The organism is Bacillus sp. MHSD_36 (assembly GCF_030757775.1).
Taxonomy (GTDB): domain Bacteria; phylum Bacillota; class Bacilli; order Bacillales; family Bacillaceae_G; genus Bacillus_A.
Genome location: NZ_JAVBIS010000010.1, coordinates 73,632 through 90,281 on the forward strand (window position 1 = coordinate 73,632; position 16,650 = coordinate 90,281).

15 protein-coding genes, 2 tRNA genes and 1 pseudogene are annotated in these 16,650 nt (G+C 36.1%); 6 read left to right on the plus strand and 12 right to left on the minus strand.

Annotated elements, in window-relative coordinates:
* Positions 1 to 7 precede the first annotated feature (7 nt).
* Entirely contained in the window at positions 8 to 1,048 is a 1,041-nt protein-coding gene (locus Q9B79_RS24455) for a methionine ABC transporter ATP-binding protein (RefSeq protein ID WP_306188375.1), read from the plus strand.
* Complete coding sequence (locus Q9B79_RS24460) at positions 1,023 to 1,691, plus strand: methionine ABC transporter permease (protein ID WP_306188377.1); 669 nt, start codon at positions 1,023 to 1,025, stop codon at positions 1,689 to 1,691. The genes Q9B79_RS24455 and Q9B79_RS24460 overlap by 26 nt, the downstream gene beginning before the upstream one ends.
* A 37-nt stretch (positions 1,692 to 1,728) precedes the next feature.
* On the opposite strand, the gene Q9B79_RS24465 is transcribed toward Q9B79_RS24460, so the two are convergent.
* A complete protein-coding gene (locus Q9B79_RS24465) occupies positions 1,729 to 2,532 on the minus strand; it encodes an SDR family oxidoreductase (protein ID WP_306188379.1) in 804 nt (267 codons plus the stop codon).
* A 360-nt stretch (positions 2,533 to 2,892) separates the two neighbouring features.
* Here Q9B79_RS24465 and Q9B79_RS24470 point away from each other — a divergent pair, with 360 nt between their 5' ends.
* The 3 genes from Q9B79_RS24470 to Q9B79_RS24480 all read left to right on the plus strand — a co-directional run bounded on the left by Q9B79_RS24470 (position 2,893) and on the right by Q9B79_RS24480 (position 5,053).
* Positions 2,893 to 3,384 carry an RNA polymerase sigma factor gene (locus Q9B79_RS24470; RefSeq protein WP_087876016.1) on the plus strand — a complete coding sequence of 164 codons (492 nt, stop codon included), beginning with the start codon at positions 2,893 to 2,895 and terminating at the stop codon, positions 3,382 to 3,384.
* On the plus strand, positions 3,384 to 4,301 hold the full coding sequence (locus Q9B79_RS24475) for a sigma factor regulator N-terminal domain-containing protein (RefSeq protein ID WP_306188382.1): 918 nt from the start codon (positions 3,384 to 3,386) through the stop codon (positions 4,299 to 4,301). The genes Q9B79_RS24470 and Q9B79_RS24475 overlap by 1 nt, the downstream gene beginning before the upstream one ends.
* Before the next feature lie 245 nt (positions 4,302 to 4,546).
* Positions 4,547 to 5,053 carry a DoxX family membrane protein gene (locus Q9B79_RS24480; protein ID WP_306188384.1) on the plus strand — a complete coding sequence of 169 codons (507 nt, stop codon included), beginning with the start codon at positions 4,547 to 4,549 and terminating at the stop codon, positions 5,051 to 5,053.
* Between the two features lie 72 nt (positions 5,054 to 5,125).
* Here the strand turns inward: Q9B79_RS24480 and Q9B79_RS24485 are convergent, their stop codons facing one another.
* Positions 5,126 to 5,692: a DUF4256 domain-containing protein gene (locus tag Q9B79_RS24485; protein ID WP_306188386.1), complete on the minus strand. Its 567-nt coding sequence runs from the start codon at positions 5,690 to 5,692 to the stop codon at positions 5,126 to 5,128.
* A gap of 103 nt (positions 5,693 to 5,795) precedes the next feature.
* Positions 5,796 to 6,398: pseudogene (locus Q9B79_RS24490) on the minus strand (alpha/beta hydrolase family protein); the annotation flags it as partial.
* Positions 6,399 to 6,684: 286 nt separating this feature from the next.
* Between Q9B79_RS24490 and Q9B79_RS24495 the strand changes: the two are divergent.
* Positions 6,685 to 7,836: a DUF3994 domain-containing protein gene (locus Q9B79_RS24495; protein ID WP_396133390.1), complete on the plus strand. Its 1,152-nt coding sequence runs from the start codon at positions 6,685 to 6,687 to the stop codon at positions 7,834 to 7,836.
* Positions 7,837 to 7,954: 118 nt separating this feature from the next.
* Here the strand turns inward: Q9B79_RS24495 and glmS are convergent, their stop codons facing one another.
* The 9 genes from glmS to Q9B79_RS24540 all read right to left on the minus strand — a co-directional run bounded on the left by glmS (position 7,955) and on the right by Q9B79_RS24540 (position 16,643).
* Positions 7,955 to 9,757 (minus strand): glutamine--fructose-6-phosphate transaminase (isomerizing), encoded by a 1,803-nt coding sequence (glmS, locus tag Q9B79_RS24500; RefSeq protein ID WP_306188391.1) that lies wholly within the window; start codon positions 9,755 to 9,757, stop codon positions 7,955 to 7,957.
* A 12-nt stretch (positions 9,758 to 9,769) separates the two neighbouring features.
* A complete protein-coding gene (locus Q9B79_RS24505) occupies positions 9,770 to 9,955 on the minus strand; it encodes a hypothetical protein (RefSeq protein ID WP_001208183.1) in 186 nt (61 codons plus the stop codon).
* A 286-nt stretch (positions 9,956 to 10,241) separates the two neighbouring features.
* Complete coding sequence (gene glmM, locus Q9B79_RS24510) at positions 10,242 to 11,588, minus strand: phosphoglucosamine mutase (protein ID WP_060629225.1); 1,347 nt, start codon at positions 11,586 to 11,588, stop codon at positions 10,242 to 10,244.
* Complete coding sequence (locus tag Q9B79_RS24515; RefSeq protein ID WP_306188394.1) at positions 11,581 to 13,062, minus strand: CdaR family protein; 1,482 nt, start codon at positions 13,060 to 13,062, stop codon at positions 11,581 to 11,583. Before Q9B79_RS24515 ends, glmM begins: the two co-directional genes overlap by 8 nt.
* A complete protein-coding gene (cdaA, locus tag Q9B79_RS24520; protein ID WP_306188396.1) occupies positions 13,055 to 13,876 on the minus strand; it encodes a diadenylate cyclase CdaA in 822 nt (273 codons plus the stop codon). Before cdaA ends, Q9B79_RS24515 begins: the two co-directional genes overlap by 8 nt.
* Before the next feature lie 248 nt (positions 13,877 to 14,124).
* Entirely contained in the window at positions 14,125 to 15,018 is an 894-nt protein-coding gene (gene rocF / locus Q9B79_RS24525; RefSeq protein ID WP_306188398.1) for an arginase, read from the minus strand.
* A gap of 209 nt (positions 15,019 to 15,227) precedes the next feature.
* Positions 15,228 to 16,373 (minus strand): glycerate kinase, encoded by a 1,146-nt coding sequence (locus Q9B79_RS24530; protein WP_306188400.1) that lies wholly within the window; start codon positions 16,371 to 16,373, stop codon positions 15,228 to 15,230.
* A 115-nt stretch (positions 16,374 to 16,488) separates the two neighbouring features.
* Positions 16,489 to 16,561, minus strand: a tRNA-Ala gene (locus Q9B79_RS24535).
* A 10-nt stretch (positions 16,562 to 16,571) separates the two neighbouring features.
* Positions 16,572 to 16,643, minus strand: a tRNA-Gly gene (locus Q9B79_RS24540).
* Positions 16,644 to 16,650 lie beyond the last annotated feature (7 nt).

Sequence of the window (16,650 nt, forward strand, 5' to 3'; positions counted from 1 at the left end):
GACGATAATGATTGAATTAAAAAATATATCTAAAGTATTTACAACGAAAAAAGGGAATGTGGAAGCTCTTAAGTCTACTTCCCTTCAAGTAAAAAAGGGCGAAGTATTTGGAATTATTGGATATAGTGGCGCTGGTAAAAGTACACTAATTCGATGTGTAAATTTATTAGAAAAACCAACGACAGGAAATATCATTATAAACGGTCAAGACTTAACAACTTTATCAGCAAAAGAACTTGCAAAAGCGCGACAAAAAATCGGGATGATTTTTCAAGGATTCAATTTACTTAAAACAGTGACCGTTTATGAGAATATCGCGTTACCGTTACGTCTATCTGGTCTTCCAAAAAATGAAATTGAAAAAAGGGTAGAAAAGTATTTACGTATTGTCGATCTTTTTAATCGAAAAGATGCCTATCCGAGTGAACTTTCTGGTGGCCAGAAACAACGTGTTGCCATTGCACGTGCACTATCACATGAACCAGAAGTGTTATTAAGCGACGAAGCAACGAGTGCTTTGGATCCAGAGACAACTGATTCTATTCTTGATCTATTATTAAAGATTAATGAAGAAATCGGAATCACAATTTTATTAATTACACATGAAATGAATGTTATCCAGCGTATATGTGACCAAGTTGCTATTATGGAACATGGAGCAGTAGTCGAAAGCGGGACTGTGAAGGATATCTTCACAAACCCACAACATGCAACAACGAAAAAATTCGTAAACAGTGCATTTGCAGCAAAGATTCCAGAAGAAGTACAAAAAGAGCTACAAACTACTGGTGAAATTGTAACTCTTTCTTTTATAGGGAATGCTTCAGGAGAGCCAGCATTAGCTGTCGCTACAAAACGCTTTCAAGTGTATCCGAATATTTTATCCGGGAATATTACACAGTTAAAACATGAAGCATATGGGAAACTGATCATTCATATGCAGGGTGAGAAAAATGAAGTAACCCGTGCTTTATTATTCTTACAAGAACAAGGAATCATCGTAGAAGGAGGTAGAACAGATTATGGGAAGCAAATCCTTTTTGGATGAATGGGGTAAAATCATATGGGAAGCAACCATTCAAACATTTCAAATGACATCTATTTCACTATTCATTTCTATCCTTATTGCACTACCACTTGGCGTCACACTTGTTTTAACAAGACCTGGTGGGCAACACGAAAATAAAATCATTTATCCAATTCTTAATACAATTATTAATATCATCCGCTCTCTTCCATTTATCATTCTACTATTCTTTATTTTACCTTTTACAAAGTTTCTAATGGGAACATCCATTGGTGTGCAAGGTGTCATCGTACCACTTGTCGTATTCACAGCTCCTTACATTGCCCGATTAATGGAAACGGCTTTATTAGAAGTAGATCGTGGTGTTATTGAAGCTTACCAAGCGATGGGTGTTTCCACTATAAAAATCATTTGGCACGTTATGGTAAAAGAAGCTCGTCCCTCCCTTGTACTTGGTTTAACAATCGCGACAATTGGATTAATTGGAGCAACAGCAATGGCTGGACTTGTAGGTGCTGGCGGTCTTGGTGATTTAGCATATCGATTCGGCCATTTACGCTACGAACCGGAAGTAATGTATGCAACCGTCTTTATTTTAATTATCCTCGTTCAAGGGCTACAGTCTTTAGGGAATGGTGTTGCAAGGAGATTGAAGAAAGATTAAAAAAGAAGGTATCTCACCAAAGTGAGATACCTTCTTTTTATCTTTTAAACCCACCTTCAGAATGAATAACTTGTCCCGTAATCCATTCTGCCTCTTCACTTACTAAAAACGTAATGAGTCTTGCTGCATCCCTCGGCTCACCAATTCTACCAAAAGGAAACATCGGCTTTAATCCTTGCTTTATCTCTTCAGTCATCCAGCCTGTATCGGTTGGACCTGGGTTAATCGCATTCACTGTTATTCCTAAATGAGCTACCTCGGCTGACAACGAACCCGTAAGAGCATCAATAGCCCCCTTCGTTGTTGCATACGCCAGTTCTCCAACCATAGGCCCTTGAAATTGCCCCGAGGTCATATTCACAATTCTACCACCAGATTTCTTATCAAATCCTCGGGCAAATTGACTACTTAACAATGTAGTTGCACGAACATTTACCATGTAGTGCTTATCTAATTCTTCAGCAGTCAAATTAGAGAAGTCATTATTTGTAGAATACGCTGCATTATTAATTAATATATGAGGGTAGCCTAGTTGTTCAGTAACTTTATTTATAAGCTCTTTCGGTGCATCATTCTGAGTTAAATCTAACTCCATACTAGATACTTTAACACCGTTTTTTAGTAACTCTTCTTTTAATCGTGTTTGTTCACTTTGATCAACGCCCCAAGGCATCTCTTTATCGTACGCTGTCCAATACGTAAAAAATATATCGTATCCTGCTCTAGCTAATTCTTTACAAATTGCTGCGCCTATACCATCTAGACGACTTACACCTGTCACAACTGCTACTTTATTTTTTAATTGATTCATTATATACTCCTCCAATTTTAAAGGACGCATATTTTATATAAGAGATATAAACTTCCCTACACATTATCCTTACAAAAGGGATGTACAAGCCAAACATGCAGTCCTTGAATGATTTATAGATAGCTAAATAAACTCTCACTTATGAGAGAAAAATTTATGTATCTAGTTTCTAATCATTACAGGCTCATCCACATATTGAGTCCTTGTCCCCTTTCCATATATCTCCAAACTTTATTTTAACATTAAATATTTAATACTTCAAAAAAAAGAAATAATCGCTCCTATTTATAAAGTATCATGTACTATAAACCGTAGTTAATAACGAATTTGAATTTAAGTGTATACATTTACTATTACCTATTCGTTGTATAAGTGTAGGGAGGAAAAATGATGGGAAAAGAAAATATATTAACCTCCTATCTTATCAATTTAGGAGAGGAAGTGTTCAAACTATTATTAGCGAAAGGGGCTATAAAAGAAGATGCAGAAGACATCATCCAAAATACCTTCTATAAAGTATACACATTGCTAGATAGCTTAACCGAGGATAACATACGTCCATGGTTTTTCAGAGTCGCATTAAATGAATACATTGACTTAAAGAGAAAAAAAGAGCAACAGAACATCTATTTAACTGAAGAGATTTATTCAAAATTACAATATACAGACCGAGAATTAGACGCTGTTTTAAATAAAGATGAGATTTTCTATTTATTAAAAGATATAAAACCAGAATATAAAGAAGCCTTCTTTTTAAAATACTATTACAACTTTTCATATGAAGAAATCGCTCTAATACTAGATATTCAAGTGAACAGCGTAAAACAAAAATTACATCGTGCACGTAAAACAATTCATTCTACAGTAGGAGGAAAACCTTAATGGATACTTCTTTAAAAGATGCATTAAAAAAAGCTAAAAGAAAACAGTTACTTAAAATCATCATAACCTCAATTATCGTTGTAATCATGCTTATACCTATAATTTATAAAGTTGGCAATTACTTTGCGGCGAAAAGTTCGACAAAGCTTCACGAAAGTCTCTTTTTACATAATGCAATTGCCGAACCTAATGTGCAAATCGATTCTCAAGTAACGAGTAATTCTTCTATGTTTGGCGGCAATATCGTATCTAATCGCTCTAAAAACATTAACGGTTACGTAGTACGATGGAACACACTGACAAGCTCTTACGATTGGTTTCGCTCTAATATCGATTACAACGAGTTAATACCAGGATCCTATTGGTCTAGTTCTAGTAAAGAGGCTTATAATTATGATAAACAAACGAAAAATAAAGTTGCTACATTTTATAATCCAGCCATCAAAGAATATCATAATGGAGTCAAAAATGAATTAAGTGCCGTTTCAACAATGGAAAACTACGTAGCAGAAGTCGCTATCTCTTTCAATCAGCCTTATACATTAAAAGAAATTCGAACAAAAATACCAGATAACTTAAACATTGTATGGTTATACATGACCTCACCAATTAGAGATGAAAGCAAAGGGCCTGCTGGTATGCCCGTTTATGGATTTAATCCAGACAAGTCACCTGGAGAAGCGTATAAAGAGTTCGTTGATTCACTTAACCAATACGATGACGATGGTCATGATAAAGATATCCAGAAGTTTTTAAGATCAAACAAGGACAAACCATTTGATCAAGTGAAAATTTTAGGGGTTATGCTAACTGGGAGAACGGAAAACTTTAAGGCGTTAGAAAACCAAGACTTTATTCGCGGTGCTTCTGTAGGGGTGACTGCACAAGTTGTTCCTTATATAAAACCAGAGAAATAATGATGAAAAGACAAGATAAACTAATAATAGCTAGTTAAAAGAACGTACATGAATCTGTTTACTACGGGAGCTACATATTTTAGTGGAGAGCTCCCTTCATATATTGTTCACCCTCCAAACAATACATTTCCAAATACTTTATGTACAAATGAAAAATCATAATTTTTGTTCACACTTTATCCATTGTGAATTTTTTCACAATGGATATATAATAAACATGTAAATAGAATATTGGAGGGATTTCAATGGTTATCAATTTTTTAAGAACTGATAAACGTGCTGCTTTCATATTATTATTTTTACGACTTTACATAGGATATACATGGCTCGCTGCTGGGATAGGCAAAGTCTTCGGACAATCCTTTGACGCAAGTGGTTTTCTAAAGGGTGCTATCGCTCAGGCGTCAGGTGACCACCCTGCAGTACAAAGTTGGTGGGCAGATTTCCTTCAACATTTTGTTCTTCCAAACGCAGACCTATTTAACTTTTTAGTTCAATGGGGAGAAATTTTAGTAGGTCTAGGTTTGATTTTAGGCGGATTAACAAAAACAGCTGCATTTTTCGGAATCATAATGAATCTTTCATTTTTATTAAGCGGAACTGTTAGTGTAAACCCAAACCTGCTTATTTTGACTATGTTCATTTTAGTTGCAGGACAGAACGCTGGACGTATTGGATTAGATGGTTATGTTTTCCCAAAACTTTTCCGTAAAAACAACCAGGGAATATATAAATTAAGTAAAACTGCGTAGTAACGGTTTACTTTTAAACTATAAATAAGAAAAAGAGCCTACATATTAGGCTCTTTTTTGTTTATTCCAAATTTAAACTCTTAACGAACCGCGAAATCCTCTAGCAGCATAATATGAATCTGCTCCATTGTGGTACACAAAAACGTGTCCGAAGCGATAATCGCAAAATAGAGCACCACCGAGTTCTCGAATATCTGAAGGCGTTTGTACCCAGCTTGATGATTTCATATCGAACTCCCCAAGTTGTTGCAACTCTCGATATTGTTCTTCCGTTAATAATTCAATGCCCATAGCAGTCGCCATATCAATAACGTTATTTTCTGGTTTATGTTTTTTTCTTGCCTCTAATGCTGCAAGATCATAACAAAGACTTCTGCGGCCTTTAGGACTCTCCTTTGAACAATCACAGAAAGTATACTCATCCTTCTCTTCATCATAACCAACAACATCTGGCTCACCGCCAGTTACTTCCATTTCATGAATTGACCATAACTTTTCATTATTAGTAGCTAGCTTTGCTTCAACTTTAGCCCATTCAAGACCTTCATGGCGATTCATATTTTTCTCAAAACGAGCTTGCAATACTTTTAATAGTTCTTCACTTTGTTCTACAGATAACTCATTTTTATTCGCTGTCATATTAGTCCTCCGAATTATGTTTCCTTATAATCATAATGGTTTGCATGCAGTTTACAACAATCCGATCCAATTGTACACTGAAAAACCCCTATACGTATATCCATTATATAGTACTAAAATCTCTCATGCTTTCTCCAAGAATATAGTGTGAAAACCACATCAAGTTCTGCTTCATAATAGCTACTCTCATTCCTGGCTGATTCGAACTATATGCCATTCCTTTAAATATAATTAATTCTGTATCGACTTCCATAGCTCTTAATCCTTCATATAGCTCATATGCATTTGTAATTGGAATTCTTACGTCCTTTTCCCCATGTTGAATTAACGTAGGCGTACAGGCTGATTTAATATATGTCATTGGTGATATCTTCTTATATATCTCTGGATCATTCCATGGATTATCCCCTAAATACATTCTAATAAAGTAAGGGATATCTGTATTTACATAATGAGTACTCCAGTTCGTAATTCCACCTCCAACTGAAATGGCTTTAAATCTACTACTAAATGTAGAACAGAAAGCTGATATATATCCTCCGTTACTCCACCCCATAACTCCTACTCTATCTTTATCTACAATCCCTTTTTTAACTAGTGCCTCCACTCCAGATATAACATCATCATAATCAGCAAATCCTTGTTTTCTATAGTTTTCTTTTAAAAATTCATTACCATAACCAGAACTTCCTCTATAGTTTGGAATAAAGTTTAATAAAAATGAAGTCACAAACCTTTATTTAACAGCAACAACAAAAACTCTATTTAAAAAAAAGATTGATCACCACTCACTTAGAATCTTTTACCCGAAGAAATAAAGCATCACATCTCTTTTATGAACATCGTTAAATTAAAATGAATTTTGACCATATCTGTAATTACTTGTAAAATATTATACATAGAAAGATATTTTAGAATAAACATAGAAGGGGTATGTTTTTTTAGTGTTAAAGGGGCTAAAGTGCATCTATTTTATGTTTTTAGAGGGAGAATTGAAAAATCATATGAAGAATTTTAAAAAGAGTACAGGTAAAATTTTACTAGCATCCGGATTAGTAGTTTCTATGTCAGCTTGTAGTGTAACGAGTTTTTTTGGAGAAAAAGAAAAAACAAATACTGAGTCTGGTAAACAAGAAAGTAAAGAAACTAAGACAGAAGGAACAAGTTCAACTAAGTCAGAAAGTAAATCATCTGAAACAAAGGAAAAATCAACTAACTCGAAAGAAGAAAGTAAAGATGTTAAGATGATTATGGTTTTACCTGAGGATTACCCACAACTTATGGTAGACATTGAAGAAGACTTATTAAGACGTCTAGATTACTATGATGCTTCTGTAAGGGATAATAAAAAGGGAAGTAAATCAAATGAAGAGGTACGAGATAGTATTAAAGACTTAGATAAAGTATTTAATAAAATAGAGCGTATAGATGCACCAGAAAAATACAAGGAAGACCATAAGGAAATTGTAAAAGCTGTTCAAAAGTTAAAAGAGTCTTTCACAGAAGTAGCGAAGTTATTTGATTACTCTAAAACACTTAAAAATACGGATGATGCAATCATAGATAAAGCAAACAATAAATTAGATGAAGCAAAACGCATTTGGAAACCTGTATTTGATAAGTTAAAAGCGGAAGCTAAGGGTGGTTCAACAACTACTTCTACAACAAGTGGTACTAGTTCTTCTAACTCACCAAGTTTATCTAGTGGTAATACAGTTAAAACATACAATACCCAAGATAAAACTGGTATATTCAAAGGAAAAATTGATACACCAGACGAGGATTCCGCTAAGTTTAAGAATGTACAGAACAACTATAAAGACGGTACAGAGCTTGTAGGTAATTGGGGTATTGATTACGGAGACGGAGTCAATACTACGTTAGTCCTAAAAGCAGATAAGACATTTGAAACATATGCAAATGGTTCTTATCCAAATAAAGATAATTACTTAACAGGAACATACCAAGCAGACGTTTCTTCCCATCAGTTAACGCTAATGGTGGAAAAAGGAACTCAAAATGGTCAAGAAGTGAAATTGGAAAGACCTATTTATTCATCATATGAGGTTAAAAACTTAGATGGTAAAGTATTACAGATTTTCCACATAGACGAACAAGTAACAATTTGTTATGTAAAACAATAAATAACTAAAAAAACTCTGTAAAATGATTTTTACAGAGTTTTTTTTCTTAGTTTTAATTTATTATAAACTATCAAAATTTATTTCAAACACATACAGCAATTATTAACCTACTAATCTCCTACTCAACCGTAACAGACTTAGCTAAGTTACGCGGCTTATCAACGTCACACTCGCGGTGAAGTGCTGCGTAGTATGAGATAAGTTGTAATGGAATAACTGCTACTAGCGGTGCTAGTGCTTCGTGTACAGCTGGTAGTACGAAGCTGTCACCTTCCATTTCTAAGCCCTTCATTGAGATGATACATGGGTTAGCTCCGCGTGCTACTACTTCTTTCACGTTACCACGAATTCCAAGGTTTACGTGCTCTTGTGTAGCAAGTGCGATAACTGGTGTACCATTTTCGATTAAAGCGATTGTACCGTGTTTTAATTCTCCTCCAGCAAATCCTTCTGCTTGGATGTAAGAAATTTCTTTTAGCTTTAACGCACCTTCTAATCCTACGTAGAAGTCTACGCTACGTCCGATGAAGAAACAGTTGCGCGTTGTTGCTAAAAATTGTTTTGCTAATGCGTCCATTTCTTCTTTTTGATCACAAAGTTCTATCATTGCATTTGCTACAAGTCCTAATTCATGTGTTAAATCAAAACCAAGAACTTCACCTTTCGCTTTAGCAATATCCGCAGCTAAAATTGAAAGTACCGCAAGTTGTGCTGTGTAAGCTTTCGTTGATGCAACTGCGATTTCTGGTCCCGCGTATAACGGAAGTGTGTAATTAGCTTCACGAGAAAGCGTAGAACCAGGTACGTTTGTAATCGTTAATGCTTTATGACCCATTTCATTTGTTTGTACAAGTACTGCACGGCTATCAGCTGTTTCACCACTTTGTGAAATATAAATGAAGAATGGTCTTTCTGTTAATAATGGCATGTTATAAGAGAATTCACTTGCTACATGCACTTCAACTGGCATTTTTGCAAACTTCTCGATAAATTGTTTTCCAACAAGGCCTGCATGATAACTTGTTCCACATGCAATGATGTAAATACGATCGCTATCTAAAATTGCATTGCGAATGTCTTGATCTAATTCAATCTCGCCATTTTCATCTTGATACTTTTGAATTATATTACGGATCACAAGTGGTTGCTCATCAATTTCTTTAAGCATGAAATGAGGGTATGTTCCTTTTTCAATATCACTTGCGTCTAACTCCGCTGTAAACGGTGCACGTTCAATCGTTTCACCTTGTAAGTTTTTAATTGTAACACTTTCTTTTGTTACGATTACGATTTCTTTATCCATTAATTCAATAAATTGATCTGTAACTTGTAACATCGCCATAGCGTCGCTTGCCACAACATTAAAGTTGTCACCAACACCTACTAATAGCGGGCTTTTGTTTTTAGCAACATAAATCATGTTTGGATTTTCAGCATCAAGTAGTCCGATTGCATAAGAGCCATGTAAAAGAGATAGCGTATTACGGAACGCTTCTTCTACACTTAGTCCTGTGCTCACTTGTTGTTCCATAAGCTGTACGATAATTTCTGTATCCGTTTCACTTACGAACGTTACATCTTGTAAATATTCCTTTTTCACTAATTCATAGTTTTCAATTACACCGTTATGAACTAGTGTAAAACGTTTTGATGTACTTTGATGCGGATGCGCGTTTACTTTGCTCGGAACACCATGTGTAGCCCAGCGTGTGTGACCGATCCCCACGCTTGCTGCTACGTTCTCATCTACGATTTCGCGAAGTTTTGCAATACGGCCTTTTTCTTTGTATACAACAACACCGTTCTCTGCTTGTACTGCAATACCTGCTGAATCATATCCACGATATTCTAGCTTTTCTAAACCTTTTAATAAAATTTCCTTTGCATCTTGCTCTCCAATAAATCCTACGATTCCACACATGTTTAGTCGCCGTTACAAATGCTTACACTGCTCTGCGAACATGTAACGACATAGTCCGATACCATTTTTATTTATACTAAAAAACGGATTACATATTGCTAGCCCTGTAAGCTTGTAACGGCTTTCACCTTCCTCTCGATTGGGTTTAAGTCCGTATATACTTATACAGCTAGTTTGTATCCGTTCCTTTTCTCTCATCACACTTTCACCTTTGTCCACTAAGTCACCTTAATGATTTAAGTAAAAGCTTGCGGTTGTGATGAACAACCGGGAGTCATCCGCCGAAATCTCGATAAACCCCACCTCGTCAACTACACTGCTTGTAGTTCTGGCGCTTTTATAATTTACAATATTTCCTTTGAGAAAAAGAACAAGACCATCTTATAACAAACTTGGATAAACCGTCAATGAAAATTTTTTCATTGTCTATAAAACATATGAAAAAGGAGCACTTCTTGTGCTCCCTTTCAATAAATTTATCGAATTATTCAGCGCCAACTTCAGCTTTTACAACTTCTACAATGCGATGTACATATGCGTCACAAACTTCTTGTGTTGGTGCTTCTGCCATTACACGAATAAGTGGCTCTGTTCCAGATGGACGGACAAGAATACGACCATCACCGTTCATTTCTTCTTCTACAACACGAATAATTTCTTTAATTTTTTCATTTTCTAATGCTAGTTTTTTATCCGTTACACGAACGTTTACTAGTAATTGTGGGAATTTTGTCATCTCCCCTGCAAGCTCAGATAATGGTTTTTTCGTCATTTTCATGATGTTTACAAGTTGAAGTGCACTTAACATTCCATCACCAGTTGTAATGTAATCAAGTAAGATAATGTGACCTGATTGTTCTCCACCCAGGTTATATCCACCACGCTTCATCTCTTCCATTACGTAGCGATCACCAACTGCTGTTTTATCACTTGTAATACCGTTAGCTTCAAGTGCTTTATAGAAACCTAAGTTACTCATAACTGTTGAAACAACTGTATTGTGCTTTAGTTGACCAGTTTCTTTCATGTACTTTGCACAAATAAACATAATTTGATCGCCATCAACGATGTTTCCTTTTTCATCAACAGCGATTAAACGGTCACCATCACCATCAAAAGCAAGGCCGATATCAGCACCTTTTTCTTTTACTAATTTAGCTAATACTTCTGGATGTGTAGAACCTACTCCATCGTTAATGTTCATACCGTTTGGTGAAGTTCCCATTGTTGAAATATCAGCTTCTAAATCAGCAAATAAGTACGGTGCTAAAGAAGACGTAGCACCATGTGCACAATCTAAAGCGATATGTAAGCCCGAGAAATCTTCCTCTACCGTTTGTTTAATGTATTGTAAATACTTTTGTCCACCTTCAAAATAATCACTCACTTGTCCAAGGTTAGTGCCTGTTGGACGTGGTAATTCATCAACTTCTTTGTCTAATAAAGCTTCGATTTCTGCTTCTTGCTCATCTGTTAATTTAAAACCGTCTGAACCGAAGAATTTAATTCCGTTATCTTGTACTGGATTATGAGATGCAGAAATCATAACACCTGCTTGTGCATCTAACGCTTTTGTTAAATAAGCAACACCTGGTGTAGAAATAACACCAAGACGCATTACTTCTGCTCCAGTTGATAACAGACCTGCTACTAAAGCTCCTTCTAACATATGTCCTGATATACGTGTATCACGGCCGATAATTACTTTTGGACGATCTGTATCTTTTGTTAATACGTAACCACCAAAACGTCCAATTTTGAACGCTAATTCAGGTGTTAGTTCCTGGTTCGCAACCCCGCGTACTCCATCTGTACCAAAATATTTACCCATTATGATTCGCTCCTTTTTCTGGCTCTTTTTGATTATCTACTGTTGGCTCTTGACTAGTTTCTTTTTCTTTTTCTTTATTTTGTTCCTGTTCCTTTTCCTTTTCCTTTTCCTGGTCAGGCTTAGGTTCAGGATTTTTTGGTTTTTCAGTTTGATTATCTTGATTATTATTTGAATCTGGTTTTTCCCCGTTACCTTGTACTTCTTTATCTGGATTTTCTTTCTTCACAATTGTGACTCTAGCACTTTTTTGTTTTGGCTCTATTGAAATATTACCAGGGCCGCTCACTTGAATAGAAACATCTTTTGTCCCCGGAGATATATTTTGCAGATTAATTGCTGCTGTTATTTGAGCAGCTGTTATTTTATCTACTATACTTGTTTCTCCTGAAATTTCAACGCTTATCTTCCCATCTTGCGGCGAAAGTAGCTGAGCCGTAACATCTTTAGAAAGTCCATTTTTTTGAATGGATATACCATCAATCGTTCTTGTTTTCGTTTGTTTTGTTTTTTGCACACCTACTGAAACCTTCACTTGATTCGGTTTCGCACTTGTTACACCTTTTGGCAATAAAACAGAGGTATCGAATGTTGTAGACTCTGTCAATTGACTAAGATCTACTTCGACCCCCTCTATCGATTGTATATTATCCAATACATCTTTTGGACCTGCTATCGTTACTTCTCGCGGCTCAACGCTAATATTTGTAACGGCCAATCCTTCTGGCAAACTTCCCTTTTTCGCATACGTTACAGGAACAGTTTTTTCCGTATTATTGGCCGTAGCTTGCGTTGCCACATTTAACGTTACACTAATTTTAGATGGACTCGTTCTTACATTTAAACGTTTTCCTTCTTTATTGTACAATGTAACTTCAGCTGTTTTGGTAACAGTTTTATTAACACCTTTTAAATCAATATACGCCTTAGCAGATGAAATACTTTCAATTTCTTCTTTTGTTCCAACTACCTCAACCGTATCAGGTTTAATATTTGATTTTTCAAGAGTAGCACCCGCTGGCATTTGATCCTCATTTGATAATTTTAAATCTACATGAACATATTTTCTCGCTTTTTCATGAAGAGTAATTTTAATTGTTGACGGCTGAACTGTTCCTTTCACATCATCTGGAAGCCCGTTCGTTTTCAAAGAAACTTCATACGTTCCTTTTTCGCTATCTCTCAAATCAACTGGTATATCAAATTGTTTCTTCGCCTTTGCTGTAGCAACTGCTGCTTTTGGGCCCTCTAACTTTACTTTGACGCCCTCTGCCGGAATACCACTTACAATATATTTCTCTTCATCATACTTAAGGTTAATAGCATAATTAGTTAATGTTTCTTTCGCATCATTTGCAAAAGGTAGTATCCCTGATGTCGTATTTTTTTCAGTTAAAGTCGCTGACATAAAAAGCATACACGCCAATAGTAGTGAGATCCCCTTTAGAAACCAATGATTCTCCATTAACTTATCCATGACGCTTTCTCCTCCAATTCCATAAAGACGAAGAAGTCGTTTTTTCGTTCGAACTAAATTCAGCTAACAACATATCTTTCAGTTGTTCTGTCTTCAAATCACGATGTAACTTACCATTTTTCGTTAAGGAAATTTGGCCTGTTTCTTCCGACACAACTACTGTAATACTATCAGTAACTTCACTAACTCCCATTGCAGCGCGATGCCTAGTTCCTAACTCCTTAGAGATAAATGGACTCTCCGATAATGGAAGATAACAAGCTGCTGCTTTAATGGTACTGCCTTGCATAATTACTGCTCCATCGTGAAGAGGTGTGTTTGGAATGAAAATATTAATGAGTAATTCCGATGATACGTTTGCATTTAGTGGAATACCCGTTTCTACATAATCACCCATACCAGTCTCTTTTGACAAAGTAATTAATGCACCAATTCTACGTTTTCCCATATATTCCGTTGCTTTCGCTATCGCTGTTGCAACGATTTCAGGTTCATCATCCTCATGAGTTCCAGTGCGTGAAAACAAACTCCCGCGTCCTAGCTGCTCAAGTGCTCTTCGCAACTCTGGCTGGAAAATAATAATAACGGCTAAAAATCCCCACGTTAATACTTGCTCAGTCAGCCAATATAGCGTATGCAATTCAAGGAAAATACTGATCATCCGAACGACAATAATAACTGTAATCCCTTTTAAAAGTTGAACAGCTTTCGTCCCTCGAATTATGAGAATTAGCTTATATATAATAAACCATACAACGGCAATATCTAATACCGTACTAAGATATTTCAAAATGGTCGTATCTTCAAAAGGCATGCTAACCCTTCCTCCTACTTACGAGCAATTCTATCCATATATTGAAATATTGTTTTATGCTCTATCTGTATGTATTTCCAACAACTAGTTAATTATACCATACATGAAACAAACAACAATTACAAACAACCTCCTTTAGTCTAAATTGGTAAGATGTCAAACATTCTTATCGTACAGTATAATATAAATCATTATTATACGCCTATTTTCAAATAAAAAAAGCAACTTCTCAGTTGCTTTTCTTACATTTATTTTAGTTTTTCACCGAATAAAGAACCCATTAAAGCAACCGCTGTTGTTGCTGTTCTATTTCGCTCATCTAAAATCGTATTTACCTCAACAAACTCAGCAGATGTAACAATATCAGCTTCCGCTAACATTTCCATTGCTAAATGGCTTTCACGATAAGATAAACCACCAATTACAGGTGTTCCAACTCCTGGCGCATCGTGAGGATCAAGGCCATCTAAATCTAATGATAAATGTACACCATCAGTATGAGATAAATACGCGATTGTTTCTTCCATAACAGCCGTCATACCCATACGATCAATCTCATGCATTGAGAATACTTTAATGCCTTCATTACGAATAAAGTCTTTTTCTCCTTCATCTAGTGCACGTGCACCGATAATTACAACGTTCTCTTTTTTTACCTTTGGATATGCCCCGTATAAATCTACAAGCGCAGGATGTCCATACCCTAAACTTGCAGCAAGTGACATACCATGAATATTTCCAGACGGTGAAGTTTCTTCTGTATTTAAATCACCATGTGCATCATACCAAATAACACCTAAGTTTTTATAATGTTTTGCAACACCAGCTAATGTACCAATAGCGATACTATGGTCGCCACCTAATACAAGAGGAAAACGTCCTTCTTCTATAATATGATCCACCTTACTTGCTAATTCGTTACATACAGTTGCAACTTGTGTAAGGTTTCTTAAGCTTGTATTTACATCTACTTCTTTTTCTCTCTCTATACATATATTTCCCATATCTTTAACGTCATATCCAATTCCTTCAATTCTTTCAATTACACCTGCATAACGGATTGCGCTCGGCCCCATATCAACTCCACGACGCATCTGTCCTAAATCCATTGGAACTCCAATAACTGAGATTTCTTTTTTCATAGATAGTATCCCCCTTTTGTGCCTTCACTAAATATTTTAAATCTTTTCTATAGTCTGACTCAACTAGACATTTTTCTGTATGGATATACAAATTATTCACTTATATCTGCTTTCAAATCTAAATGTTAAGACTATTCTATGTATAAAGTTAACTTAATGAAATAAATACCATCATTATTATTAGATAATAATAAAAAACACTTCTACATTTAGAAGTGTTTTTCTGATGCTATTTTCCACACTGCTGCAATATTCTTTGCTGTCATTTCAACATTCTCTGCTGCTACTTTATATGCTTCCTCTAATGTCATCGGACCCGCTGTAATACTAAATACTGCATCAATTCCTTTTTCATGAACAGCCGGATAATTCGGAGATACAGATCCTCCAATAGCAATAACAGGAATATAAAAACGCTTTGCACGCTCCGCAACACCTACAGGGGCCTTTCCATATGCTGTTTGTTCATCTATTCTACCTTCACCAGTTATAATTAAATCTGCTCCTTCTATATGCTTATCAAAATTTGTATAATCTAATACAATTTCAATTCCTCTCCGCAAGTTTCCCTTTAACACTGCAATAACAGCTGCTCCCATTCCTCCTGCAGCTCCTGCACCAGACATTCGAGATACGTCATAAGATAAGAATTGTTTAAGAATATGCGCATAATGCTTTAAATTCTCATCCAGCTCTTTCATCATCTCTGCATCCGCACCCTTTTGCCGTCCAAATACGAAGGATGCTCCTCTTATTCCAACTAACGGATTATCTACATCACATGCTGCTTCTATCTTTATATGCGCTAAACGGGAATCCATTTGGGAAAAATCAATAGCGACAATCGAATTTAACGTCCCTCCAGATGGATCTATGACTTCCCCTTTTCCATCTATAAACCTGACTCCTAAAGCCGACAACATGCCTGCTCCACCATCATTTGTAGCACTTCCTCCAAGTCCTAAAATAATATGCTCGGCTCCTTCGTCTAGCGCATGTAGTATAAGTTCTCCTGTTCCTCTCGTCGTTGTAATAAGTGGGTTTCGTTTTTTAACCGGAACATGTTGTAATCCTGATGCTGCTGCCATTTCAATAAACGCTGTCTTTTTATCTTTAGACATGCCATAAAAGGCTTGTACGCTCTCTCTAAGCGGTCCTGTCACATGAAGTGATATAATTCTCCCTTCTGTAGCATCAACAAGGGAATCAACCGTTCCTTCCCCTCCATCTCCAATCGGTATCTTTATATATTCTGTATTGGGGAAAATTGCCCCAAAACCTCTTTCTATAGCTTCACATACTTCTATAGCTTTTAAGCTTTCTTTATATGAATCAGATGCAATAACAACTTTCACAATTATCCCCCACCCTTTACTTTTACGTTTTCTTCATTTTAAACGACAAGTATGAAGGTTGTCTTTTCAAACACAAAAAAAGCTTACATCATATGATGTAAGCTTTTCTATTAGATGGAGCCTAGCGGGATCGAACCGCTGACCTCCTGCGTGCAAGGCAGGCGCTCTCCCAGCTGAGCTAAGGCCCCTTAGTAATTAAGCGGAAGACGGGATTCGAACCCGCGACCCCAACCTTGGCAAGGTTGTATTCTACCACTGAACTACTTCCGCAAAAATG